This is a genomic window from Pedobacter yonginensis (assembly GCF_003173595.1).
Classification (GTDB): Bacteria; Bacteroidota; Bacteroidia; order Sphingobacteriales; family Sphingobacteriaceae; genus Pedobacter; species Pedobacter yonginense.
The window spans coordinates 75,672-101,656 of record NZ_QGNZ01000005.1 but is presented as its reverse complement, the minus strand read 5'-3'; the positions used below and the strand labels follow the sequence as shown (position 1 = coordinate 101,656).

Genomic DNA, 25,985 nt, shown 5'->3' with positions numbered 1-25,985 from the left:
GTTATTTATTTTCTTTCCATTGATGTGATCCGTCTTCAAAAATTTCTTTGCCCCAAATTGGCAGTTCAGCCTTTAGTCGTTCTACAACCTCCTCGCAAGCCGCGATGGCTGGTTTGCGATGCGCTGATGAAGTGAAAACGAACAAACAGATTTCTCCCGCCTTTACGGTGCCTAATGATTGGTAAATGTGCATGCAGGTTAAGGGATATTTTTCGAAAATATCTTCTCTAATGAGGTGCATTTTTTCAAGAGCCAGATCTTCGAAAGCGGTATATTCTATTGCTGCCACTGTGTTTTCGTCAATTTTGTCTTTCCTTACCTGACCAAGGAAAATGCCATGTCCACCAATTTCAGTTTTCGAACTGTGTTTGGCAATGCTTTCGGCAATAAATTGTGGACTAATTGCGCCTTCTACAAATATATTTTTAATTTTTTTCTCGCTCATGGTGTTGTGGTAAAATATTTTTTCCAGCGTATTACGCCTCCTTTTAAGCTGTATATGTGTTTTTTATCGCCATATTTTTCGTGTAGCTCTTCAGCCGCCGCCAAACTTCTAATGCCGTGTTGGCAAAGCAAAACAATGTTTTCTTGTTCGATATCCTGATTTAAAAAACTTTCGAAAACAGACATGGGCACTTGTTTATAATCGGATAAATTCAATACAGGCACTTCATAAGTTTCTCTTACGTCAATAATCAATGTAGATTTTTTTTTCTGAAGATTTTCGAATTCATCAATATCAATTTCAACCACTTGTTTTGCTTTGCTCTGTACATTGCTGCCGTAATTCATGTTTAAAAACTCGTTTTGGTTGGAGGGTAATTTATAGGTGTTGTTCGGTGAGGGGGTTATGGTTATCGTGTAAACCTGTTGATTTAAAAGGTTATAGTTTAGTATTTGATTGATTAATGCTTCGCCAATTCCGGTAATTAATTTGATGGCTTCTGTTGCCATCATGGTTCCGATGATGCCTGGCAAAACACCTAAAATGCCATTTTCTGCACAGTTTGGAATTTCTCCTTTACCGGGTTGAATTGGGAATAAATCACGGTAATTGGTTTTCACTCCATTCTGATCTTCGATGTTAAAAATGGCCAATTGGCCTTCAAAACCAGAAACCGCAGCGAAAATTAAAGGTTTTTGGAGTAAGGCGCAGGCATCATTTATTAAATATCGTGATTCAAAATTATCTGTTCCATCTATAATCAAATCGTACTGGCTGAAGATTTGTAAAGCATTTGTCTGGGTAATAAAATTTGGATAAGCTTCAATTCCGATTTGAGGGTTTAGTTCATTCAGCCTCTTGCTGGCAACTTCCACTTTCAGTTTTCCAACATCGGCTGTGGTAAACAATATTTGCCGATGCAAATTGCTGAGCGATACGCGATCTCCATCTACCATACCAATTTTGCCAATTCCTGAGGCCACAAGGTACTGCAATGCCGGACAGCCTAATCCGCCCACACCAATAATCAGCACCTTTGCATCAGCAAGTTTCTGTTGGGCGGTTTCTCCAAATCCTTTTAAAATGAGCTGTCTGTTGTATCGTTCGGTATCCATTGGTACAGGTTTATCCTCCAGAAAATGGGGGCATAATTGCTACAGTTGCATGATGGGTAAGACTTGTGTTGCTTTGTACAATTAGCTTATTTACAGCGAGTTTATATTTCACGTTTTTCAATTCAGGAAATTGTGCTTCGAGATGTGATTTCAATCCATCGGTATCTGAAATACCCTCGATATTTACATGTTTAACGGTTATAATTTCGGCTATTTTGCCGAAGCTTAGTAATTGAATTTCCATTTCGCTAATTTACCTGATGGGTTAAATTTTATGTTATGCATAAGTGAATAATAATTTATAGGCTGCTAATGCAAGTACACAGGCCAAAACATTTTTAAGTAAGGTTTGTGGGAATTTAAGTGCACCGAAATAAGCGCCAAGTAAACCACCCACAAAGGCTACAACAACATAGGCTATCATATCCGTACTGAAATTAATTCCTTTTATCAATTGACCACCTAAGCCAGCTACCGAATTTACAAATATAAATGCTGCACTTATTGCTGCGGTTTGTTTTTGATCGGTCCATTTTAAAAGTAGTAAAATTGGAGACAGAATAATGCCACCTCCAATTCCAATCATGCCTGATAGTAAGCCAATTATGCCCCCAATTAATAGTGATAGCGCAAAATTTGGCGGTCTGAAATCCTTTGGATCGGTATTTTTGAAAAAGAAAAAACGAATTACGGGAATAAGCAGTAATGCACCCAAAATCTTCTTATAGATGTTGCTATCGATAGCCATTGTGCCCCCAACGAAAGAGAGTGGGATGGAGGATAGGGCAAATGGCCAAAATACTTTCCATTTAAAATGCCCACCCCTATAAAATTGTATGAATGAAACAGATGAAACAAATAAATTTAGCAGTAAAGCAGTTGGTTTCATCACCAATGGTGAAATGGCGAAAATAGCCATTAATGCCAAATACCCACTTGCCCCACCATGCCCCACAGATGCATATAGAAATGCAACGGTAAACAATAAACCAAAAAAAAGTAAAATTTCTGCCTGCATGGAATAATTAATCGGGGATTAATAAAATGGTTACGTGGTCACCTTTTTCGAATTGTTCTACGCCCTCATTAAGGCAAATTAGGCAATTTGCATAGGCGAAAGAGCTTAATCGGAAGGATTCTTGTGCGCTCAATGGCGTGGCTAATCCATTTTGATAAGTCCCCTTTAAGAAATGGCTTAATCCTGATGGTTTGTTGTATGCTGCGGTCAGTTTTGCATAGATTTCTTTTACCGGATTTTCCTTTCGCGCCATCTGAAACAAAGCCGGCAAAACATAGTTGTAAAAGCAACTTAACACGGATGATGGATTACCGGGCAGACCAAATACGGGTTTTGCACCCTGCATACCGAAGAAAAGTGGCTTACCTGGTCTCTGTTTCACCTTATGAAAAATTTGATTCACCTTGCACCTTTTTGAAGCCTCAAGCACGAAATCGTAATCACCTACACTTACGCCGCCAGTTAGTAAAACCACATCACTATTTTTCAATGCATCATCTAAAATCCCCGTTAAAATTTCCAAATCATCATCTGCACAAATCACATCAACTTTTATGATGCCTGCTTGTTTTAAAGCGGCGCTCAACGAATAAGAGTTTGACTCGTACACCTGACCAAAACCCAATTCCTCTCCCGGCGATTGAAGTTCCTTTCCCGTAACAATGATGGAAACTGTAGGGAGCGGATAAACCGGTACTTCTGTAATGCCTATTCCGGCCAAGAAGCCAATTGCGGCCGGGCTTAATATGCTGCCTTTGTGCATGGCTAAGGCATTCGCTTTTATTTCTGAGCCTACAGCCCGAACATTAACACCCTCTTGAAGGCGATCATCTAAAACAGTTAACTTTCCTTCACTCAAAGAAACCTTTTCTTGCATCACTACGGTATCTGCACCATCTGGAAGTGGCGCACCCGTAAAAATTCTAGCTGTTTTTCCTGGTGCTAAGCTAAGTGGGCTAGCGGTTCCAGCAGCCATTTCACCATCAATTTGAAGGGCTAAATCTTTTTCCTCGAATCGAAGTGCATAGCCATCCATGGAAGATTGTCTGAATTGCGGAATATCGTACTTTGCGAAAACATCAGCAGCTAAAATATGCCTGCTGGCCTGTTCAATGGGTAAGTTTAATGGATTAAGTGATGCAATATTTTCAGCGATTAGGGCTTTGGCTTCTGCTACTGTAATCATGTTCTTTTAAAAATTTAGCCGCCAATGGTAATCATACTTCTGTTCGTAAGCAATTCAGCATCAATGTTTTCAAAATGTGTGTGCAATTGCCCCCCAAGCTCTTTCTCTTTTGCCCAAATGGAAGATCTTATCAAAGGTAAAACTTCTTCTCCAGCGCGTAATGCCGTTAAAAGATCGGTTTCTCCTTTTGAAAATAAGCAGTTTTTAAGTTTGCCATCAGCTGTTAATCGCATGCGATTGCAGGTGCTGCAAAATGGACTCGTCATCGTGCTAATGACTGCAAAAGAACCATCATGTCCAGGTATCATATAACTTTTTGCGGTATCGTTTGGCCCGGCTTCTACAGGAAGAATGGTATGCTCTGTTTGAATGATGGCTAAAATCTCCTCCAACGAAAAAAGCTTATTGCTCGTCCATCGGTTTCCGCTGAAAGGCATAAATTCTATAAATCTTACTTGGATGGGGTTGTGTTTGGTCCAAGCGATGAAATCTAAAATTTCGTTATCGTTTAAGCCTTTCATAACCACCATATTGAGCTTTACGCCAATTTTATGTTGTAGTAACAGTTCAATATTGCTTTTTACCTGATGGAAAACATCCCGTCGGGTAATCATGAAAAATTTTTCTGGCTGTAAAGTATCCAGACTGATGTTGATATTTTTGATGTTGGCGGCTTGTAAAACTGGCAGCAACTCATTTATTCGGGTTCCATTAGTTGTAATGGCAAGTTCTACAGGCAGTTTACCTAATGCTTCGATAATTTTTGCTGCATCTTTCCGTACCAAAGGCTCGCCACCAGTAAGTCTGATTTTTTTTACGCCTTGAGCGACAAAAATTTCTGCCAAATGAATAATCTCATCGGTTTGCATTAACCTAGAAGCCGGTGTAAAATCATAGTCTTCTTCAGGCATGCAATAAAAGCAACGAAAATTGCAATTATCTGTTAATGAGATGCGCAAATAATCGTGTACCCTTCCAAATGAATCCTCTATCATACGCTATTTGCTTATTTTATGTTGTAAATTTAAGTAATCTGTTTCAGTATCTATATCAATTTCCCCATTTTCGAAAGCCACTGTTTCAACATCAGCAGTGTAATGTTTTACTATTTTTTTTGCGCCTTCTTCGCCCGTTAAAGCTTTCAAAGCATCAAAATATTTTTTATCGAATAACACAGGCGTGCCTATAATGTTTTGATAGGTGCTAGCGATAATTCCTTTGCCTGTGCTGTTCTTCTTGTTTATTAGCGAAGTAAAAATGGCGCTGCTGATGTGGGGCTGATCGCAAACGGCAATAATTAGATTTTCAACATCATATTGTTTGGTGATTTCAGATACGCCAACTTGGATAGCAGAAGCCATTCCTGTCTTCCAAGCTTCATTTTCTAGGATGACAACCTTTGTATCTTTGATTTCTTGCTTAAAAACCGAAGCATTAGCGCCCAAAACCACTATAATGGGCTGAATTCCTGCTTCTTGCACCTCATCGATTACATGTGAGAGTAATGTTTTACCATTAAAATCCAACAATTGCTTTGGGCGACCCAATCTGGAAGAACTGCCCGCCGCAAGAATAATCGTTCCAGTGTTCATTTGTTTTATATCGTTGGTGATGCCTGATGGATGGGCGCATTTTTATCTTTTAACGTTTTACCCGATCTTCTGGCAAAAACAGCTCTAATTTCGGATACAATCGAAATGGCAATTTCCTCTGCGGTTTCTGCACCAATATCCAATCCAACTGGCCCGTGCACATGATCGAGATTTCTGCTTTCCTCAATCTCTAGTTCGCCTAACATCCTCATCAACTTTTTCTTCGGTCCGAGTACGCCAATGTAGGGCGTTTGAATTTGCAACAATCCATCTAGCATGGCCAAATCGTAATTATAATTGTGGCTCATTAAAACTAGGGCAGTACGATTGTCTATTTCGATTTTATTTAAAAGCGCATCTGGTTTTGCAACTAAAACCAAATCGGCTTTAGGAAAGCGTTGCACAGTGGCATGTGTTTGCCTACCATCTGCAACGGTAATTTGCCAACCCAAAACAGCCGCAATTTCTACCAAAGGTTGAACGTCGTTACCTGCTCCAGCAATAACCAGTGCAATGGGAGGTTCGATAAAATCGTGGAGGGCGCTTAGGCTTTTGCCGTTTACTTGATAACTTTTAATGGTTGAAGACCGTTCATTAAGTGTATTTTTCGCATCTGATGCAATGACTTCGACTAAATCATCTGCTATTCCTTTTTGTAGAATTTCATTTTTCGTCATTAAAATCGTGCCCACTTGTTGTGGTTCTTCCAGCGAAAAGAGGGTGCTTAGAACTGCGTTTTCGCGCTTTTCTTCAATTTGTTTTAAAAGTGAGATGGGGTTGTTTATTTCTTCGCGATTGATTGGCTCGAATAAAATGTACACAATGCCATTACAGCCCAACTGCACGCCAAATTTGGCATCATCTTCATCGGTACTGTCGTAAGTAACCAATTTATTTTCTTGTTGAAGTATGGCAGAGAGCGCTTTCCTCAATGCATCGCCTTCCAAACATCCACCACTAATGGCCCCTGTTAACTGTCCATTTTCGCAAATTAACATTCTGGCACCTGGCCTCCGATAAGAAGATCCTTCCACTTGTACAACAGTTGCAAGCGCAGTTTTCAAACCTGCTTTATCAGCCAGTTCGTAACTTTTAATGATGTCCTTAATCTCTCTCATTGTGGTTGGGATGTAATGCCATTTTTATTGGCGCAATTTAATTATAAAACTTACAAAAGCTTATCGAAATGGATGGGGAATTCGTTAATTCTTTTTCCTGTGGCATGAAATATGGCGTTTGCAATGGCAGGAGGCATGCCCACCAAACCAATTTCGCCAATACCCTTGCTGCCTAATTCGTTTACAATTTCATCATTCTCTTCTACAAATATCACGTCTAAATCATGGATATCTGCATGAACAGGAATGTGGTATTCGCCTAAGTTTTGGTTCATGTATTTGCCGAAGTTGTGGTCTGAAATTGTTTCTTCTCTTAGAGCCTTGCTGATGCTCCAAACCATTCCGCCTAAAATTTGGCTTCTTGCCGTTTTCGGATTGATAATTTTACCAGCAGCAACCGCGGTTACCGCTCTGGTTACGTTAATTACACCCAATTCTTCATCTACCTCAACTTCTACAAAGGCGGCGCTGTGCGCTGCTCTGGAATGTTTTTTAAGTTTTAATAAATTGGGTACGTTGAAGTTTTTGGTTCTGATCACTTTCCCTTTGTTGGCATGAATAAGTGCTGTAAATGCGATTTCTTTTGATGGATCTAGTTTTAAGCGAATATATCCATCTTGAAAAACCACATCTTCTATTTCTAGTCCCTTAAATGCTGAATGGGGTATGTGCTGTGCAATTTTTAACAGTTTTTTGCGCAAAGCTTTTCCTGCAGCCTTAATGGCTGAGCCAACGGTTGATACCGTGAAAGAACCACCTTGGATGGGTGCAAATGGCATTTTGCTATCGCCATATTCAAACGTAACCTGATCCAGCGGAAGCCCCAGTTCATCGGCAGCAATTTGACTCATCACCGTTAAGGTTCCTGTACCAATATCGGTAACGGCACTTTTAACAATTAGTTTGCCTTCTGTGGTTAAAATGGCTTCTGCCCTTGCTGGTAAAATCATCGATTCCCAAGCGCCTGTTGCCATGCCATAACCCACCAATTTATTGCCGTTGCGCATACTGCGCGGTTCCGGATTGCGTTTATCCCATCCAAACTTTTCTGCCCCTTGAATAAAACATTGCTTTAATTCCTTGCTCGAAAAAGGACGATTTACACTTTCATCGCGCTCTGCATAATTGAGCAACCTAAATTGAATGGGATCTATTTTTGCCTGATGAGCAAGATCATCGATCGTACTCTCGATGGCATGAAGACCTGTTGAACCACCCGGTGCACGCATATCAATCGGCGTAAACACATCCAATGGAACCAAATTATATTCCATTTTCGAATTCGGACTTGGGTAAATCATTGGTGCCCAATTTACAACGGTTTCTGTATAATCTTCATATAAAGAAGTTTCTGCCGTTGCTTCGTGGTATAAAGCCGTAATTTTACCGTTTATATCTGATCCAAATTTTGTTTTTTGAATCGTTGGTGGACGGTGTCCGAAGGTAAACATCTGGCTTCTATCCAAAGTCACCCGGACATTTCTTTTCAACTCCAATGCCACCATAACCGATAGAAAGAGCTGATATTGAGGTCTTAACCCAGAGCCAAACCCACCGCCTACATACGGAGAAATCACTCGAACATCTTTAAAATGAAGCCCGAAAACATTGCCCACGTATAGCTGGCAATTTACGGTACCTTGCGTTTTATCGTAAATGGTAACCTTGCCTTTGCCTTCATAAACGGTTGTTGTGGCAAACAGTTCTAACGGATTATGGTGTTCTGTGCCATGCGTAAAAGTGCCCTTTGAGGTAAACGCCGCAGCAGAGAGTGCTAAATCTATATCGCCTTTATCCTTTGGCGGAGGCGGTTTTAACATGGTGGCTAATCCAGGTTGCGGTTTCCGGCCTTCTCCTAAATTGGCTTCCAAATCCGTTTTAAAGGCTTCCGTTTGGTATTCAGCCTTAAGGATTGAGGCTGCATAACGGGCCAACTCGAAAGTCTCGGCAACGATTAAAGCGATGGGTTGCCCGTTGTATTTGATATCCGGTTTATGCAGTGGCCTAAAAGGAGAGCCGGGAGGGGCATCCATATCCGAATATTGCATATCGAACCAAGCCAAAGATGGCCGATTTTCATGCGTGAAAATTTCTACAATTCCTGGTATTTTTTTTACTTCATCAGTATTCATGCTGATGATTTTTCCCTTTGTAATGGTACTATTTACAACATAACCATACAGCAAATCCGAAACATTGTATTCGCCTGCATATTTTGCTGCACCTGTTACTTTTAAGTGTCCTTCCAACCGACTGATCGGCTGGCCTATTAACGGTTTTATAGACATATCTTTTTAAATAAGAATGAATTATTAAGCTGATGGTTGTGCGCCTGGCAATTGTGAGGCTGGGTTAAGGGCCATTAGGCAGTTGCGGATAATGGCTCTTTTGGCAAGTTCAATTTTAAATGCATTAAACTCAAAACCTTTCGCACCTTCTACAATTAACTCGGCGGCTAATGCAAAATTTTCTTTCGTGGGTGTTTTTCCAACCAAAAAATCTTCTGCTTTTTGCACCCGCCAAGGTTTTGCAGCCACGCCACCTAGTGCAATTCTAATTTCTGTTATCTGATTGTTTTCTAATTCCATCGCTGTTGCAACTGAAATTAATGCAAAAGCATAGGAATTTCGATCGCGAAGTTTGAGGTAAGAATAGTTTTTCTCAAAGCCTTTTGATGGAAGTTCTATTCCTGTTATCAGTTCAGCGGTTAACAGATTGTTATCAATATGCGGGGTGTTTCCCGGTAAACGATGAAATTCTGAAAAAGGAATTTTTCTATCTCCATCTGGCCCAGTAACACAAACTGTGGCATTTAGAGCGGCTAATGCCACGCACATATCCGATGGGAACACCGCAATACAGTGATCGCTGGTTCCTAAAATGGCTAAATTTCTGTTGTAACCATTTATGGCTGAACAACCTGAACCCGGCTCGCGCTTGTTGCAGGGCGTATTGGCATCATAGTAGTAATAGCATCTGGTTTTTTGGAGCAGATTTCCACCATTGCTGGCCATATTTCTTATTTGTGCTGATGCACCTGCCAAAATCGCTTTTGATAGGAGTGGGTAACGTTCTTCTATTATCGGATGATAAGCGGTATTGGCATTTGTTGCAAAAGCGTTGAGTAGAACTGCTCCATCTGTTTCACTTAGGGTATCCTCTTTAATCGAATTTACATCAACTAAAGTTGAAACAGTCATTAAGTTATATTTTAATAAATCAATCAGATTTGTTCCGCCTGCAATGAATTTGGCATCTGGTTGATCGGCTATTTTTTCAACAGCATCGCTTATGCCTTGGCTTTTATAGAAATTAAAATCATTCATAATTCCCTCCGTTTTTAACTTCCATAATGGCATTTATGATGTTGGTATTGGCTCCACAGCGGCACAAGTTTCCGCTCATTAGCTCTTTAACTTCTGCTTCGGTGTGCGCTTTCCCTTCTTTAAACATACCTATTGCACTGCAAATTTGGCCTGGCGTACAATAGCCACATTGAAAGGCATCGTGCTCAATAAAAGCTTTTTGTAGTGGATGTAAATCGCCGGTTGGGGCTACGCCTTCGATAGTGGTGATTTCGGCACCATCTTTCATTACGGCTAAGCTAAGGCAACTTAAAATTCTTTTACCATCGCAAATTACGGTGCATGCACCACACTGACCATGGTCACAGCCCTTTTTTGTTCCGGTTAAATCTAAATTTTCTCTTAGCGCATCCAATAAGGTAACCCAAGGTTTTACGCTAAGCGTTCTTGCTTCACCATTGATGTGGAGCGTTACGGTTTCCGAATTTTTTGCTTCAGGAGGGGGTTGAATAGATTCTGTTCGCATAGATCGTGTTTTATTATTTTCCAATCTAATCAACAGCAAAAATTGATGATAAGTTTTGTGTATTTGGTTATAATTGTTCGGCGCGCAGAAAATAAGTTTAACTTATTAGGGTATTGCTGTTGAGGTGGGTAATTTTATTAAAATTATATTTTTGTGTAATGTGTTTTCAGTTTCTCGTTTCAACTATCAATAAATAGAACGTTTGCAAACATCAACTTAAATATACTGCCCCTTTTCGAGCAAACCAATGAGATTGGTTTGGGTTTTAATAAACTGATCTTTAAGATCGATCAATTTATTTTTCTCTGCAATTAAGTGTTTTAGGCGTTCAATTTCTAGGGCAGACTGTTGTTTGGATTGGGTTTCAATTTTAGAGAAGGCTTTGCCGTTCTCGTAATATTGGAAGAAATTATAGTTTAAAACTTCAGAAATGTTCATCAGTAACGCTGTATCTATAGATGCACTGTTTAAAATATCTTGTGCTTTAACCTTACTAATTTTGAGTTCGGTGGCAAGGAATGCACTGGAAAGATCTTGTCTTTTCATTTCTTTCCAAATCATTAAGCCGATGTGTACACCCATTGTTGGTTAATTCCTTTTTTTAATTCTATGAATTTAGGAAAAACAACATGGAGTAGAACCATTTTTATGGTAATGATAATTAGTCTAAATACATTATGAAATCGAGATGTTTGAAATTAATTTCGAAAAAGCTAAGAAGCATACTCAAACGACAGCCACTTCGTTTTTAGTAAAATAAATCGTTTTACCTTCGTAATTCTCGTTTAAAATGACTTAAATTTAGCCTTAGTTTGAAAGCAATCTCTCCCATTTTGAAAAACTATGTGCTACCGCTTTTCGCGTTAATCTCTTTTGCCAGTTACGCTCAGCCGAAACATAAAGAAAACACATCTATTGGTGTAGATACTATTTACCTTGCCGATCCAACGATATTTTTAGATAAAGGCATTTATTACCTGTATGGTACCAGTAGCAATAAAGGTTTTGAGGTTTATCAATCAACCGATTTACACAAGTGGACAGGCCCAATAGGTAAAAACAGAGGCTTTGCGCTATCAAAGGGCGAAAGTTATGGCGATAAGGGGTTTTGGGCGCCACAGGTTTTCAAGAAGAATGGCAGATTTTATATGGCCTATACCGCCAACGAGCATATTGCCTTCGCAGAAAGTGATAGCCCTTTAGGTCCGTTTAAACAACAGATAATCAAATGCTTACCAAGTGCTGGTTTGCAAATCGATCCCTTTGTTTTTGAAGATACGAATGGTAAAATGTACCTATACCACGTAAGGCTCGATCATGGAAACCGAATTTTTGTTGCAGAACTTAAACTAGATTTTTCTGACATCGTAAAGGAAACGTTAAAGGAATGCATTACAGCCACCGAAGCTTGGGAAAATACCGAAAAAACGACATGGCCGGTAACTGAAGGGCCAACGGTTTTAAAAAAGGGGAACGTTTATTATCTTTTTTACGCCGCAAACGATTTTAGGAATCCAGATTATGCGGTAGGCTATGCAACTTCAAATTCACCACTTGGTCCTTGGACAAAATTTCAAGGCAACCCCATCATCAGCAAATACAATTTGGGTTTTAACGGCACTGGGCATGGCGATTTCGTTGTCGATGGCAAAGGCAATCTTCAATACGTATTGCATACCCACCACTCAAATACACAAGTATCGCCAAGAGCAACCGCCATTATTGCAGCCAAATTCGTTAAGCAAAGCGATGGTAGTTTTGCATTAAAGGTTGACCCAACATCGTTCAGATTTTTAAATCAATAAAATAAGTTATGAAAAATTTATTCTTCCTTTTATGCATCACGCTGTTTTCTTTAGGAATGAGCAAAGCGCAAACCTTCAAAAATCCATTGCTTCCTTCTGGTGCCGATCCTTATAGCTTTTATAAAGATGGATTTTATTATTACACCAACACGACCGGAAACCGCGTTGAGCTGTGGAAAAGTAAAACGCTTGAAGGCTTAAAAGATGCTCCACATAAAACCATTTGGAAAGCACCCGCCTCTGGGCCATACTCTAAAAGTATTTGGGCACCCGAAGTAATGTTTTTACGCGGGAAATGGTATGCCTATTTTGCTGCCGATAATGGTAAAAATGAAAACCACAGAATGTATGTTTTAGAAAATTCATCGAAAGACCCCATGCAGGGCGAGTGGGTATTTAAAGGTCAAATTAACGACCCAACAAATAAATGGGCAATAGATGGCGACGTAGGCGAAATCAATGGCCAATTGTACATGATTTGGTCGGGATGGGAAGGTGATGTAAATGGTAAACAAGAAGTATTTATTGCAAAACTCAAAAACCCTTGGACAGTAGAGGGCGAGCGTTACAAAATATCCACTCCTAAATTCGATTGGGAAAAAATAGGTGATTTGGGAAATTCTGAACATGTAGATGTGAATGAAGGTCCGCAGTTTCTGGTGCACAATAAAAAGGTATTCATTATATATTCTGCAAGTGGCTGTTGGACAGATTTTTATGCCTTAGGTATGTTGTCCGCCGATTTAAAAAGCAATCTTTTAGATCCAAAATCATGGGTTAAACACAACCAGCCAGTTTTCCAAAGATCAATAGAAAATGGGGTTTATGCTCCAGGGCATAATTCTTTTTTCAAATCGCCTGATGGAACGGAAGATTGGATCTTGTACCATGCCAACGATAAAGCGGGGCAAGGTTGCGGTGGGTTTCGTTCGCCTAGAGCACAAAAGTTTACTTGGAATGCAGATGGCACGCCAAACTTCGGCATTCCCGTAAAAACAACTACCGAATTGGATATCCCATCAGAGAAAAATAGGAGGAAATAAAATGCACTGTTTCAAAGATTTCTGTTAAAAAAGTTAAAATTTTGCCATCATTTCCAAACTGAACGGATTGTACTAATTTTACATTCATCAATGTTATCATTTAGTTTTCTATTATCGTTCAATGATGTTTCAGAATATTTTAAACGCTTACGGCTTGGATGAAGATCAATGTCTCATCCAACCCTTTGGCTCTGGCTTAATTAATCACACTTGGAAAGTTACTGCTTCAGAGGCTGAATACATTTTACAGCGGATCAATAATAAGGTGTTTGCAAATCCAGAAGCGATTGATGATAACTTGAATCACATCAAAATTTACCTTCAACAAGCTTTTCCGGAGTATCTTTTTCCGGCACCATTGTCAACCTTGAATGGTCAAACTCTTGTACATAAGGGTGAAGAATATTACCGAATGTTGCCGTTTGTTAAAAATTCGCACACGATAGATTATGTTACGAGTGCCGATCAGGCTTATCAGGCGGCCAAGGCCTTTGGTAAATTTACCCGTGTGCTTAATGGTTTTAATGCTGAAAAATTGACCTACACGATACCTGATTTTCATAATCTTTCACTCAGGATAGAACAGTTTAATAAAGCCATTGAGAAGGCGAATGAGGGAAGAATTAGCCTTGCAAAAAGCGAAATCGAGGAGTTGGTCAATCATGCCGACATTGCCGAAAAATACGATGAAATAAAGAGGAGTGAAGCCATTCCGCTTCGGGTTATTCATCACGATACTAAGATTAGCAATGTTTTGTTGGATGATGAGGATAAAGGTTTATGCGTGATCGATTTGGACACGGTTATGCCAGGCTATTTTTTTAGTGATGTTGGCGACATGATGCGTACTTACCTCGCTGAATCAAATGAGGAAGAGCAAGACTTTAAGAAAGTTACCGTCCGTGAGGAAGTATTTACCGCTATCTATAAAGGATATATGGGAGAAATGGCGCATATACTCACACCTCTAGAAAAGGATCTTTTTATTTATGGCGGAAAATTTATGATTTACATGCAAGCCCTTCGCTTTCTAACCGATTTTTTAAATGGCGATGTTTATTATCCAACCACTTATCCCCATCATAACCTATCAAGAGCTCGGAACCAAATTGCACTGTTAAATCAATATATACTCTCCGAACCAAATTTTATTGAAACCATCAATCAGCTTCAACAAGACTGACTCAGACTTGTATTCGGTTTAAGCCATAAGGGATTTGAACCACCTATGGCACCCAAGAGAAGGAAGTAGAAAAATATTTTCCACGTATTCGATGTTTCTGTGGTAAATTTTAGAGCTATAATCGCTTACTACCTAGCTACGAAAAGCAAAAAAGGAATGCATGAGCGTTTAAAAATTAATTTTTGACAAGCATAGATATTTATGAATGCAAAATAGTATTTGGCGACTGTGATGGGAAAGTGAATTATGAGTAAGCCTTCTCTGCTAGTTTTAAAAGATATTTTGTTCTCGCGAATTGGCGCTAAGATTATAAAATAGGTTTAAAACTTATCCTTCATCCCAAACATACCCAAAAGACCGCCCGTATGGATGGCCAGTATTTTATCGTTTGGATTTAAAGCATTTTGTTTTTGAAGATCACTTATTGAAAAAAACATTTTAGCGGTGTAAACCGGATCAATGAGTAAACCCGTTTTTGCAGTGAAAAACTTTATAAATTCAATCAATTCAGGTGTTGTTTTCGCATAGCCGCCGAAATGATAGTCGAGATGCAGTTCCAAGTGATTTGATATTGGGGTATATTTTTCGATTTCGTTTCTTATAAATGAGCCGCCCTTTAAAACTGGAATCACATGCAATTTAGTTTTCAAACCCCGATCTTGAATGCCCTTTAATAAACCAGCGGCTGTTGTTCCTGTACCTGCTGCGCAAAAAATATGATCGTAGGTATGGTCCAACTCGCTAATAATTTCCGAACAGCCAATGGTGGCTTCTTCAGAGGCCCCGCCTTCATCGATAAAAAAAGCATCCTCATCAAGCTTAAAATACCGTTCGAATAAAGATTTTTTATTTTTATAGCTTTCTCTATCGGTAAAAATCAACTTCATTCCGAAGAGTTTGCATAGCATCAGCATTTCATTTTCAACGCTTTCGCCACGAACAAAGGCTGTAGCTTTTAACCCTGATCGGGATGCAGCAGCTGCGGTGGCAACCAGATGATTTGAATAGGCACCTCCAAAGGTGATTAGATGAGATTTGTGTGCATTATTGGCACTTAAAAGTAAGTATTTTAACTTACGCCATTTATTGCCCGAAATATATGGATCAATTAAATCATCTCTTTTAACAAAAAGCTGGGTAAAAGGAAATAATTCTAATTTCTGTACAGGACTGTATATTTTTTCAAACACGTGTAAAAATAAAAAACACCTGATGATTTCAAGTGTTTTTTAAGCGTTTTTTCAGATTATAACTACTTAAAGTATATTTTCCTTACTAAGTAGGGAAAAAAATTAAGTACAATCTTGACATTTGAAGTAAAATTTTTCATGGTATTATTATTAGGTATGAACAATTCTACAAATAACACGCCAAATATTTTTTTTGTTCAATTTTTCTCGAAAATTAACATTAATTTAATATCATTTCTATTGGCCAATGCCTAATCCTATGCCAGCATTTACCATACTGTATTTTGCAGCCGTGTACGAGCCATAAAACTTAAAGAATCCAAATTTTAATTGAAAGCCTAAGCTTGCTCTAAGGCCATCAATATCAGTTTGTTTCACCGCAATTGGATCAACATAAGTAACTGATGTGCCATTACCGGTGTCAAAGCTATAGGTTCCTAATGCTTTTAAATCGGTTTTAGAAGTTTGGTAGCCAACGCTTGCAAAAGGAGTGAAGAAAAGAATCTTTTTAGAAACAATGGCGTCGAAATTTACGCCGTTAAATTTCGCGTCAATCCGCTGATCCGAATTTGCGGTGTTATTCACATTTAATGGTAAGGTGTATTTGTATTGGGTAAAGCCTCCAGCAATGGCTATATCAATGGGAATTATTTTTTCAGCCTTTCCAAGTAATAGGGGTAGCAACTCTACTTTAGCACCAAAGCCAATCATGGATAGGCTTCCTAAATCGTTGCTTATTTTAATTTTGGGCATTGCCCTTAAAGTAATGTCGATATTTTTTGGCAAACCCACTGTAGCCTGTATTTGCGCTGAGGGCACCACGTGGAAGCCTACACCTTGTGGAAGATTAAAAAATGTAGTTGTTGGAATGCCGCCACTGGTGTAAACTTGCATTCTTCCGCCTTCCTGATCGTTTCCGAAAGCGGTTGGACCTATCGATGAGGCGCCTGGCGCTGGCTTGATGTTATTTAAACCAAGCGTATTTACATCATAGCTTCTGGCAGATTGTGGTACAAATGCACCGGTTGCTGAAACACGGACATCAAACTTCAAAAAGCCTTTTGATTTCGCCGTATTGGTCCAACCATCGCTTAACCCAACACCTAATCCCTTATAAAGTGGATCGAAATAAGCGTTAATGAGTTTGGTTGCATCGGCAGGGCCCGAAACAAATAGTCCGCCTACATCTTGTTGGGCTTTTGTAAGATTAAAGCTAAGGGTCAGGATAAGTGCGAATAATGCCCCGAAAGCGTAGTGTTTTCTCATGAGATATTTTTTTAGGATGATAATTTCTATCACATAAAGATAGGCTCTTTTCATTAAACTAAAATGATTCCAAAATTCTTGCGCTTAAAAGTTTATTTTTGCAGCATGGAAAATTCGGTAGAATTGCAGGAATCGGAAGATCAAGAGTTATATGAACATTTAAAAGTTATCGTTGATAAAGGTCAATCTTTGCTCCGAATTGATAAATTTTTAATGGTTCGGGTAGAAAATGCTTCTCGTAACCGCATTCAAAATGCCATTGATGCAGGCAATGTTCTGGTTAATCAAAAACAAATTAAAGCAAGCTATAAAGTAAAGCCTTTTGATGAAATTTCAATCGTTTTACCGCATCCACCTCGCGATACGGAAGTTTATCCAGAAGATATTCCAATTGAAATTGTTTACGAAGACAACGACTTGCTTTTGGTAAACAAGGCGGCAGGAATGGTTGTTCATCCGGGTTTCAATAACTATACAGGAACATTGGTTAATGCTTTAGCTTTCCATTTCGAACAACTGCCACAACTGCCTGGTAATGATGGCCGACCAGGTTTAGTGCACAGAATTGACAAAGATACTTCGGGCTTGCTGTTAATCAGTAAAAACGAAAAATCGATTACCATTTTAGCCAGACAATTCTTCGATCACAGCATTACCAGAAAATATATTGCCTTAGTATGGGGCGATATCGAAAACGATGGAACCGTTACAGGTTACATTGGCAGAAGTTTGAAAGATCGCAGAGTGATGGATATTTACGACACCGAAGAGAAAGGCAAATGGTCTGTTACACACTACAAGGTTTTAGAGCGCTTGGGTTACGTTACGCTCATTAGCTGCGAGTTGGAAACGGGTCGTACCCACCAAATTCGTGCACACATGCAACACATCGGGCATCCATTATTTAATGATGCAATGTATGGCGGCGATAAGATTTTGAAGGGAACTACGTTTAACAAATACAAACAATTTGTAGATAATTGCTTTGAGCTTTTGCCTAGGCAAGCTTTACATGCCCAGTCTTTAGGCTTTATTCATCCAACAACAAAAGAATACATGCATTTTGAATCTCCTTTACCTCCTGATTTCAAGGCTGCCCTTACCAAGTGGAGAAATTACATCGTTACATCATAAAATAAAATATGTCTCAACAGTACCTTTTATTTAATGATGAATTTCATTTAGTAGATGCACCGATTTTAACCGCCTCAAACCGTGGGTTTAAATTTGGCGACGGTCTATTTGAGAGCATGCGAATGATCAACAACAAACTGCAATTTGCAGATTTACATGCAGATCGATTGGTTGCCGGAATGAAAGCCTTGAAAATTGAAGGTCATGCTTTGATGGATGATTATTTTTTGCGTCAAAAAACAGCCGATTTGGGTAAGCGTAATAAATGGAACGGAAATGTTCGGTTCCGGCTATCCGTTTATCGTGATGGCGCAGGCGTTTATACACCAGAAATTAATAGGGCAGGCTATGTTTTACAGGGAACGGCATTAAAAAGCAGTAACTATGATTTGAATACCAAGGGATTAATTATTGATGTTTTTGATGAAATGACAAAATCGGTCAATAAAATTTCGAATTTTAAAACCTCAAATTCATTATTGTATGTAATGGCGGGCCTTTTTAAAAGTACCAATCGGTTGGATGAAGCCATCATTTTGAATCAAAACGGATTCCTTTGCGAAAGCATTAGCGCAAATGTATTTGTAGTGTATGATGAGAAAATCTATACACCAGCCCTAACCGAGGGTTGTGTAGGTGGTGTGATGCGCAGTGCGGTGATGGAAATTGCAAAGATGAACGATCTATCGGTAATTGAAGCACAGATTAACCCAGAAATATTAAAAGAGGCCGACGAAGTTTTCATCACCAATGCCACACAGGGCATACAATGGGTGATGGGCTACGGTAGAAAGCGTTATTTTAATGAGATTTCTAAGTTTTTAACAGAAAAACTGAATAATTTCTAAGCACAGCAGCCGCACCAAATCTCTATTTCTATTGCTTAAATCCAAATTGCCTTTTGTCATGTCCTCACGAAACGTTCGAAACAACATTATCAAGGTTTATCTTTTGCAAAGGTTCTCTGCTCAAAAAAATAAATTAAGTTAAACGAAAATTACAAACGCATACCTCTTAAAAAATCCTCGATTAACATCCGTTTTTTTCCTTCGTATTGGATATCAAGCAGTTTGATAAAACCATCTTTTGTAGCAAATTTTAAAAAGGTTTTTCCGTCGGTTAAAAAGCCACCAGCGGCAATTCCGGGTTCTTTTTGTTCCAGTTCTGCCTTAAAAATTTTAAGCGTTTTATCGTTTAAGAATGTAAAAGAAGTGGGGTAAGGACTTAGTCCTCTTATTAAGTTGTAAACCTGCACGGCAGAGCCATTCCAATCGATTTTGCAATCCTCTTTAAAAATTTTAGGCGCATGTTTAAGCACATCCGTTTGAGGCTGCGGTTGCTCAGAGAAATTTCCCTCGGCAATTAAAGTAACAGTTTTAACTAACAGTTTTGCGCCAACATCCATCAGTTTATCATGTAAATCGCCAGCGGTTTCGTCATCCGCGATAGAAACTTGTTCTCTAAGGATAATATCGCCGGTATCAATTTCATGAGTTAAGAAAAATGTAGTTACGCCACTTTCCTTTTCGCCATTTATTATAGCATGATTAATTGGGGCGGCACCACGATATTGTGGTAATAACGAACCATGAAGGTTAATCGTTCCTTTAGACGGCATAGCCCACACCACTTCGGGTAGCATTCTAAAGGCAACAACAACCTGTAAATCTGCATTGTAGGCTTTAAGTTGCGCAACAAATTCAGGGTTTTTCAATTTTTCTGGCTGTAAAACCGGAATGCCTTTTTCTACGGCATATTTTTTTACCGCGCTTTCGCTTAATTTTTGCCCCCTGCCAGCGGGCTTATCAGGTGCCGTAACTACCGCAACAATATCAAATTGTGCTTGTACCAGCGCATCTAATGAAGCAACTGCAAAATCGGGCGTACCCATGAAAACTATTTTCATATTAAACGTGTTGTGTTTCTAAAAATAACGAGCATGCAGGCGTTATGTTTGCAAAATAACTAAAATAAAATCATCCTTATATTTAAAAAAATGGTTCAGGGCGAAGAAGTTGTCAAAGCAAGTGGATTGGTTTATGTAACAGATGCCATGCCAGGCATTTATCGAATAGGTAAGCCAGGAAAATTTCATTATGAGGATAAAAAAGGTCAGAAAATAACTGATGAAAAGCATCTCAGCAGAATAAAATCGCTGGTTATACCACCCGCTTGGCAACAAGTATGGATTTCCAATAAACCCAATGGATATTTACAGGTAACTGGAATTGATGCTGCAGGCCGTAAACAATATAAATATCACCCCAAATGGACCAGCAGACGCTCAGAAGATAAATATTTTCGTTTATTGGAATTTGGTAAAGCCTTGCCAGAAGCCAGAAAGCGCTTGGAGAAAGATTTGAAACGCAAAGAACTCGACGAAAGAAAAGTGCTTGCCATATCGGTAGATGTGCTTCAAAAAACGTTGATAAGAGTGGGCAATGAAAGTTACAAGCAACTTTACGGATCTTTTGGATTAACAACCCTTCGAGATAAGCATGTAAAAATAAATGGAAGTAAAATTACCATGGATTTTATAGGCAAAAAGGGCGTTAAGCAAAGCATCGAATTAAACGATAGAAACTTGGCCAAACTGGTGAAGAAATGTAGAGATATTCCTGGTCAAGAACTCTTTCAGTTTTACACCAATGGAAAGGAACACAGGGGCATCGACTCTGGAAAAATTAACAACTATATAAAAGAGATTACTGGAAACGATTTTACGGCAAAAGATTTTAGAACCTGGGGCGGAACTTTAGAAGCTTTACGGCAATTTGCCAAATGCAGTGTAGATCAACACCTTCCAATCAACTCCAAAAAAACAATTGTAAACGTGCTCGATTGTGTGGCCAAGAAACTAGGCAATACCCGTGCGGTTTGTAAAAGTTCGTATGTTTATCCGCTTTTATTAACCGCTTACGAGAAAGATGAGTTGGTCAATTATCTGAAAAAGATGAACAATAAGAAAACCGTTGGGAAGCTTGGTTTAGAGCATGATGAAAAAGTATTATTGTCCTTTTTAAAAACTACGAATAAATAAATAAATTATATTTGTTTTTTATCTCTTAGTATGCAAATTGACCTCAACAACAACGCAGCTTTATTTAACAGCTTAATTGAAGAATCTCCAATGCCAATTGCGCTCTATGTTGGTGAGAATATGCTTATTAAGGTTGCGAATAAGGCCATGCTAAATGCTTGGGGTAAAGATGCTTCTGTAATTGGGAAGGAGCTGCATATTGCCCTTCCTGAGTTAGAAGGACAGCCGTTTTTGCAAATTCTGAAAAACGTTTTTCAAACAGGCATTGCCTACGAAGCAAAGGAAGATCGGGTAGAATTAATGCAGGATGGCGCGTTAAAAACCTTTTATTTTGATTTTACATACAAGCCATTAAAAGATGGTAACGGGGACGTTTGCGCGATTTTAAATAATGCCACAAATGTAACCGAGCTGGTAAGCGCCAGATTAAAAATTAAAGAAAGCGAAGAATTATTTAAGAAAATGATTCTGGAGGCCCCTGTTGCTATCGGTATTTTAAGAGGCAAAGATTTTATAATAGAACAGGCAAATGCCGATTTATTGAAGCTTTGGGGTAAAACAGAAAAGGTGATCGGATTGAAACTTATAGAGGGTTTGCCTGAAATTATCGATCAACCCTTCCCCGATTTGCTGACCGAAGTTTATGAAACTGGTCATCCCCATTATGGTTATGAAACGCTGGCGGTAATTGAAAGAGAGGGTGTTTTAAAAGATTGTTATTTCAACTTTGTGTACGATCCGATACGTGATACAAACAATCAGGTAACCGGAATTATGGTTGTGGCCAACGAAATTACAACACAAGTTAAGGCCCGAAATGAGGTGGCCAAAAGTGAGGAACGCTTTAGAAACTTATTATTGGATGCACCCACCGCTACCGGTTTTTATGAAGGTGAAGACATCATCATCAGTTTAGCCAACGATGAAATGCTTAACTTTTGGGGAAAAGATAAAAGTGTAATGGGTAAACCTATGCTCGAAGCGATCCCCGAACTGGAGGGACAACCCTTTATTGGTCTTTTAAAAGAAGTTTATAGAACTGGGATTGCCTATCATACCGACCAGCAAGCCGCAGATTTAGTGGTGGACGGAAAACTTCAAACTTTTTGGTTTAATTTCACCTATAAACCCTTGTTTGATTCAGATGGAAAAGTTTATGCCATTATCCATGCGGCCATCGATGTAACGAAGCAAGTTCAACTGCAAAAGCAAAAAGATGAATTTTTAGGTATTGCCAGTCACGAATTAAAAACGCCTGTTACCAGCATAAAAGCTTATGCCCAAGTACTGGAGCGAATGATTCGAAGTGAAGGGGATGAGAAGAAAGCGAGCATGGTGAGTAAAATGGATCAGCAGTTAAACAGATTAACAAGTTTGATTGGCGATTTATTGGATGTAACTAAAATTCAATCGGGAAAAATGACTTTTAATCCCGTTCAGTTTGATTTCGATTCGGCTATTGTAGATATGGTAGAAGACGTTCAGCATACCACCAGCCAGCATGTTATTGAGTCAGATTTAAAGAGCGGTGTACAAGTCTTCGCTGATAAAGAACGCATTGGGCAAGTGATGATTAATCTTTTATCCAACGCCATCAAATATTCTACTGACTCGAATAAAATAGATGTTAAAAGTTATGTTGAAAACGGAGAAGTAATTTTTAGCGTTCGAGATTACGGCATCGGCATTTCAAAAGAAGCTCAGCCCCTAGTATTCGATCAGTTTTATAGGGTGGGTGGAAATATGCAACACACCTATCCCGGCCTTGGATTGGGCCTGTACATTTCATCAGAAATTATCAAAAATGAAGACGGACGGATTTGGGTGGAGAGTGAAGAAAGGAAAGGCTCTACTTTTTATTTTGCAATAAAACATATTTAGTAAAGCCTTTCGGCTTATTCTTTCGGTGCTTTTTTAATGGAATGCACAGGTTGCTCTTCATTTTCCCTTTGTTGTGCAGGGTTATCTGTTTTAGGCGGCTTATTTGGCAAACTGTCATTAGATTTTCTAACTGTTTGATGATCCGTAGGTTTGCGTCCTTTTGGAACTTCTTCCTCGTAATTGCTTCCTGGATTATCGCTTGTTTTCTTTGGTCCGCTCATGATGTGAATGATTGAATGACTGAAATTATTGAATTATTGAATGACTGAATTATTGAATTATTGAATGACTGAATTATTGAATGACTGAGATGATTGAATGATTAAAACACCCACCACAAATAATTGTTTCATTTAATAATAGGTTGCTCATCGCTCAACTTGCTAATTCTCCCATTCGCTAATTATCTAATTCGCTAATTCGCTCATTCTGTCATTCCCTCATTCAATCATTAATTATACAACAAATATTTTTTGCGCATGGCTTTGTAAGCGTTTAATCCAGGCTCCCAAGTGGCTCTAATTTCTTTCTCGCTTTTTTTATCGATGATCTGCTGTCTAAAATCTGCAACGCCCACTAATTTTTCTATCGTTCCCATCTCTTTGCTCAGCTTCGTATTAAAAAAATCTTCCTTTTTAGGCGATGCCTTGTATAGTTCGATAATCCAGCTTAAATTAATTGTTTTAGATTTTCTCAATTTCGAAACATCATAGTTTCTTAAATCCAATCCATAACACACTTGATCTTGAAATAATGGTGTTTCAGACATGCCTTTGATGCTTTTTGGCGTAAAGTTGAAGGCGAATTTTCCTTTTAAATATGGAGCACCTACAATAGTGAAAGGAAACATGGTTCCGCGACCATGATTTAGGTAAGTGCCTTCAAATAAGCATGTTGTAGGGTAAAGCATGATGGATTGTTGGGTGTTTAAATTTGGCGATGGTTTAACCGGAAGGGTATATTCCATATCATGATTATAGTTGGCATTTTTTATAATCGTAATTTTGCATTTCAATTTGTCTTTAAGCCAGCCTTCTCCATTTAACATCTGTGCATATTCTCCAACGGTTAAGCCGTGCGCAATTGGAATAGGTTGTACACCAATACCAGATTTGAATTTCGGATCCAAAATAGGGCCATCAATTAAATAACCATTTGGGTTGGGTCTATCTAAAATCAGCAACTCCTTGTTGTTGGCAGCGCAAGCTTCCATAACGTGTTGTAAGGTATTGATATAGGTGTAAAAACGTACACCAACATCCTGAATATCAAAAATCATAATATCAATGTCGGCTAAATCTTCAGCAGTTGGCGTACTGTGTTTGCCATAAAGTGAAATGGCTTTTATACCGGTTTTAGCATCAACATCATCATTAACGGTAACTCCAGCGCTTGCATTCCCCCTAAAGCCATGCTCCGGACCAAATATTTTTTGAATTTCAACACCAAGTTTTATCAAGCTATCAACCGATGTTTCAGATCCAATCATCGAAGTTGGATTAACCACCATGCCAACCCGTTTGCCTGCAAGTAGAGGCAAATACTGTTCGGTTTGTTCTGCACCGGTTTTAAAACCACTAGGTAGTTTTATGTTATCTCTAATTAATAGTTTGCGTTCGCCTCTTTTGTTGCCCAGTTGTTCAGATGGATTTGATTGTTGGCCACACGCAGATAATGCGATTAGGCAGGTGAGGGCAATGCCAATGTATGTTTTCATGATGGGGATATTCTTATTAAGCTCCAAGTATCCATAAAAACAATTTAAGATTAAAACAATTCTCAATTTTTTTACATTATGTACTCGTCAGTTCATTATAAATTTCGGCTATTAATTCTTAAATACTGCCTTTTTTTAAAAGGATTTGAGCATTTTTGTCCCTATAAATCACTTAACGTTGAATTTCGAATATTTCATAGCCGGGCGAATTGCCATCAAATCAGAAAGAACTTTTTCTAAGCTCATTGTGCGCATTGCCATTGCCGGTGTGATGCTGAGTTTAGCCGTTATGATTCTGTCGATAGCAATTATTAAGGGCTTCAAAACAGAAATACAAGATAAGGTTAGAGGATATTTAGGCGATGTTCAAATTACGCGATACGATTTAAACAATTCTTTTGAGCACTCGCCTTTCGTTTTCGATGCAGAGAGTGATAAAAAGCTGAAGAATAATCCTAATGTTGCGTATTATTATCCTTTCGCCACAAAGCCAGCCATACTCTCGGCCAACAATGAAATTGAGGGGATTAATTTTAAAGGCATCGATAAAACTTACAATTGGGATTACATTAAAAAGCATATCATTAGCGGAACCATTATCGATTTTAGAGACAGTACCGCTGCCATGCAAGAGCTTCTGATTTCTAGTTATACAGCCAACCGATTAAAACTCAAAACGGGTGATGATTTCATCATGTATTTTGTTCAAGATCCACCGCGCAAGCGTAAATTTAAAATTGTTGGTATTTATGATATTGGAGTAGAAGATATAGATAAGGGTTTTGTGCTTGGCAACCTGAATATTGTTAAGCGCCTTAACAATTGGAAACCGAACGAAATAGGTGGGGTAGAGATCAAGATTAAAGATTTTAAGAAGCTCAATACGGTTGCCGATGATATTTTTGAAAACCTGCCATCAACGCTTCGTTCCTATTCCATTAAAGAGAATTTTCCTAATATTTTTACTTGGTTAGGGCTTCTGGATGTGAATACAAAAGTTTTATTGATATTAATGCTTATAGTGGGCGTTATTAATATGGTTACAGCCTTATTAATTATGATTTTGGAACGCACTAACATGATAGGTATGTTAAAGGCTTTTGGCGCAAATAACTTCAGCATTATGAAGATTTTCCTTTTCAATGCCGCTTATCTTATTGGCATAGGCTTAATTCTGGGCAATATTTTGGGTTTGGGCTTGGGTTTTATTCAACAATCTACCCACATTTTCAAACTCGATCAGGGATCGTACTTTTTGGCTTATGCGCCCATAGAATTTCATTTTATGGATGTATTTCTGCTTAATCTGGTTACGGTAGTGGTTTGTTTAACGGTTTTAATCGTTCCATCACTGCTCATTAGTAAAGTTTCTCCTTTAAAAGCCATTCGGTTTAAATAACCATTTGTACGCTTTATGAATT

Annotated in this window: 25 protein-coding genes; 8 read left to right on the top strand and 17 right to left on the bottom strand. The window is 38.7% G+C overall.

Annotated elements, in window-relative coordinates; genetic code table 11:
• Position 1: 1 nt before the first annotated feature.
• The 12 genes from DHW03_RS18450 to DHW03_RS18395 all read right to left on the bottom strand — a co-directional run bounded on the left by DHW03_RS18450 (position 2) and on the right by DHW03_RS18395 (position 10,887).
• A complete protein-coding gene (locus DHW03_RS18450) occupies positions 2-445 on the bottom strand; it encodes a molybdenum cofactor biosynthesis protein MoaE (RefSeq protein WP_109927329.1) in 444 nt (147 codons plus the stop codon).
• A complete protein-coding gene (locus tag DHW03_RS18445; RefSeq protein WP_109927328.1) occupies positions 442-1,560 on the bottom strand; it encodes a HesA/MoeB/ThiF family protein in 1,119 nt (372 codons plus the stop codon). Before DHW03_RS18445 ends, DHW03_RS18450 begins: the two co-directional genes overlap by 4 nt.
• A gap of 10 nt (positions 1,561-1,570) precedes the next feature.
• Positions 1,571-1,804 (bottom strand): MoaD/ThiS family protein, encoded by a 234-nt coding sequence (locus DHW03_RS18440; RefSeq protein ID WP_109927327.1) that lies wholly within the window; start codon positions 1,802-1,804, stop codon positions 1,571-1,573.
• A gap of 33 nt (positions 1,805-1,837) precedes the next feature.
• Positions 1,838-2,578, bottom strand: a complete 741-nt coding sequence (locus tag DHW03_RS18435) for a sulfite exporter TauE/SafE family protein (protein WP_109927326.1) — start codon at positions 2,576-2,578, stop codon at positions 1,838-1,840.
• Between the two features lie 7 nt (positions 2,579-2,585).
• Complete coding sequence (locus DHW03_RS18430; protein WP_109927325.1) at positions 2,586-3,764, bottom strand: molybdopterin molybdotransferase MoeA; 1,179 nt, start codon at positions 3,762-3,764, stop codon at positions 2,586-2,588.
• Between the two features lie 14 nt (positions 3,765-3,778).
• Positions 3,779-4,759: a GTP 3',8-cyclase MoaA gene (gene moaA, locus DHW03_RS18425; protein ID WP_109927324.1), complete on the bottom strand. Its 981-nt coding sequence runs from the start codon at positions 4,757-4,759 to the stop codon at positions 3,779-3,781.
• A 3-nt stretch (positions 4,760-4,762) separates the two neighbouring features.
• Entirely contained in the window at positions 4,763-5,356 is a 594-nt protein-coding gene (locus tag DHW03_RS18420) for a nucleotidyltransferase family protein (RefSeq protein ID WP_109927323.1), read from the bottom strand.
• A 5-nt stretch (positions 5,357-5,361) separates the two neighbouring features.
• On the bottom strand, positions 5,362-6,474 hold the full coding sequence (locus DHW03_RS18415) for an XdhC family protein (RefSeq protein ID WP_109927322.1): 1,113 nt from the start codon (positions 6,472-6,474) through the stop codon (positions 5,362-5,364).
• Positions 6,475-6,524: 50 nt separating this feature from the next.
• Positions 6,525-8,762: a xanthine dehydrogenase family protein molybdopterin-binding subunit gene (locus DHW03_RS18410; RefSeq protein WP_109927321.1), complete on the bottom strand. Its 2,238-nt coding sequence runs from the start codon at positions 8,760-8,762 to the stop codon at positions 6,525-6,527.
• A gap of 24 nt (positions 8,763-8,786) precedes the next feature.
• On the bottom strand, positions 8,787-9,800 hold the full coding sequence (locus tag DHW03_RS18405; RefSeq protein ID WP_109927320.1) for an FAD binding domain-containing protein: 1,014 nt from the start codon (positions 9,798-9,800) through the stop codon (positions 8,787-8,789).
• A complete protein-coding gene (locus tag DHW03_RS18400; RefSeq protein WP_109927319.1) occupies positions 9,793-10,305 on the bottom strand; it encodes a (2Fe-2S)-binding protein in 513 nt (170 codons plus the stop codon). Before DHW03_RS18400 ends, DHW03_RS18405 begins: the two co-directional genes overlap by 8 nt.
• 216 nt (positions 10,306-10,521) lie before the next feature.
• A complete protein-coding gene (locus DHW03_RS18395) occupies positions 10,522-10,887 on the bottom strand; it encodes a hypothetical protein (RefSeq protein WP_109927318.1) in 366 nt (121 codons plus the stop codon).
• 230 nt (positions 10,888-11,117) lie between these two features.
• On the opposite strand from DHW03_RS18395, the gene DHW03_RS18390 reads away from it, so the two are divergent.
• The 3 genes from DHW03_RS18390 (at position 11,118) to DHW03_RS18380 (ending at position 14,336) form a co-directional block, all read left to right on the top strand.
• Positions 11,118-12,110, top strand: coding sequence for a glycoside hydrolase family 43 protein (locus tag DHW03_RS18390; protein WP_205941032.1), 993 nt, complete (start codon positions 11,118-11,120; stop codon positions 12,108-12,110).
• A gap of 8 nt (positions 12,111-12,118) precedes the next feature.
• Positions 12,119-13,153 carry a glycoside hydrolase family 43 protein gene (locus DHW03_RS18385; RefSeq protein ID WP_109927317.1) on the top strand — a complete coding sequence of 345 codons (1,035 nt, stop codon included), beginning with the start codon at positions 12,119-12,121 and terminating at the stop codon, positions 13,151-13,153.
• A gap of 121 nt (positions 13,154-13,274) precedes the next feature.
• Positions 13,275-14,336: a phosphotransferase enzyme family protein gene (locus tag DHW03_RS18380; RefSeq protein ID WP_240618573.1), complete on the top strand. Its 1,062-nt coding sequence runs from the start codon at positions 13,275-13,277 to the stop codon at positions 14,334-14,336.
• 320 nt (positions 14,337-14,656) lie between these two features.
• Here DHW03_RS18380 and DHW03_RS18375 read toward each other — a convergent pair whose 3' ends face one another.
• Entirely contained in the window at positions 14,657-15,526 is an 870-nt protein-coding gene (locus DHW03_RS18375; protein WP_109927315.1) for a 1-aminocyclopropane-1-carboxylate deaminase/D-cysteine desulfhydrase, read from the bottom strand.
• A 237-nt stretch (positions 15,527-15,763) separates the two neighbouring features.
• On the bottom strand, positions 15,764-16,792 hold the full coding sequence (locus tag DHW03_RS18370; RefSeq protein ID WP_133248558.1) for a DUF6588 family protein: 1,029 nt from the start codon (positions 16,790-16,792) through the stop codon (positions 15,764-15,766).
• A gap of 105 nt (positions 16,793-16,897) precedes the next feature.
• Between DHW03_RS18370 and DHW03_RS18365 the strand changes: the two genes are divergently transcribed.
• Together DHW03_RS18365 and DHW03_RS18360 are read left to right on the top strand one after the other, a co-directional pair.
• A complete protein-coding gene (locus tag DHW03_RS18365) occupies positions 16,898-17,926 on the top strand; it encodes an RluA family pseudouridine synthase (RefSeq protein WP_109927389.1) in 1,029 nt (342 codons plus the stop codon).
• 8 nt (positions 17,927-17,934) lie between these two features.
• The gene (locus DHW03_RS18360) at positions 17,935-18,774 is read left to right on the top strand and encodes an aminotransferase class IV (RefSeq protein ID WP_109927313.1); all 840 of its coding nucleotides are present in this window, start codon (positions 17,935-17,937) and stop codon (positions 18,772-18,774) included.
• Between the two features lie 149 nt (positions 18,775-18,923).
• Here DHW03_RS18360 and fmt read toward each other — a convergent pair whose 3' ends face one another.
• The gene (gene fmt, locus DHW03_RS18355) at positions 18,924-19,832 is read right to left on the bottom strand and encodes a methionyl-tRNA formyltransferase (protein ID WP_109927312.1); all 909 of its coding nucleotides are present in this window, start codon (positions 19,830-19,832) and stop codon (positions 18,924-18,926) included.
• A gap of 90 nt (positions 19,833-19,922) precedes the next feature.
• Between fmt and DHW03_RS18350 the strand changes: the two genes are divergently transcribed.
• Both DHW03_RS18350 and DHW03_RS18345 read left to right on the top strand, forming a co-directional pair.
• Positions 19,923-20,966 carry a DNA topoisomerase IB gene (locus DHW03_RS18350; RefSeq protein ID WP_109927311.1) on the top strand — a complete coding sequence of 348 codons (1,044 nt, stop codon included), beginning with the start codon at positions 19,923-19,925 and terminating at the stop codon, positions 20,964-20,966.
• A 30-nt stretch (positions 20,967-20,996) separates the two neighbouring features.
• Positions 20,997-22,847: a PAS domain-containing sensor histidine kinase gene (locus tag DHW03_RS18345; protein WP_109927310.1), complete on the top strand. Its 1,851-nt coding sequence runs from the start codon at positions 20,997-20,999 to the stop codon at positions 22,845-22,847.
• Positions 22,848-22,861: 14 nt separating this feature from the next.
• On the opposite strand, the gene DHW03_RS18340 is transcribed toward DHW03_RS18345, so the two are convergent.
• The gene (locus DHW03_RS18340) at positions 22,862-23,068 is read right to left on the bottom strand and encodes a hypothetical protein (RefSeq protein ID WP_109927309.1); all 207 of its coding nucleotides are present in this window, start codon (positions 23,066-23,068) and stop codon (positions 22,862-22,864) included.
• 230 nt (positions 23,069-23,298) lie between these two features.
• Positions 23,299-24,564 carry an exo-beta-N-acetylmuramidase NamZ family protein gene (locus DHW03_RS18335; RefSeq protein WP_109927308.1) on the bottom strand — a complete coding sequence of 422 codons (1,266 nt, stop codon included), beginning with the start codon at positions 24,562-24,564 and terminating at the stop codon, positions 23,299-23,301.
• Positions 24,565-24,742: 178 nt separating this feature from the next.
• On the opposite strand from DHW03_RS18335, the gene DHW03_RS18330 reads away from it, so the two are divergent.
• On the top strand, positions 24,743-25,963 hold the full coding sequence (locus DHW03_RS18330) for an FtsX-like permease family protein (RefSeq protein ID WP_109927307.1): 1,221 nt from the start codon (positions 24,743-24,745) through the stop codon (positions 25,961-25,963).
• Positions 25,964-25,985 lie beyond the last annotated feature (22 nt).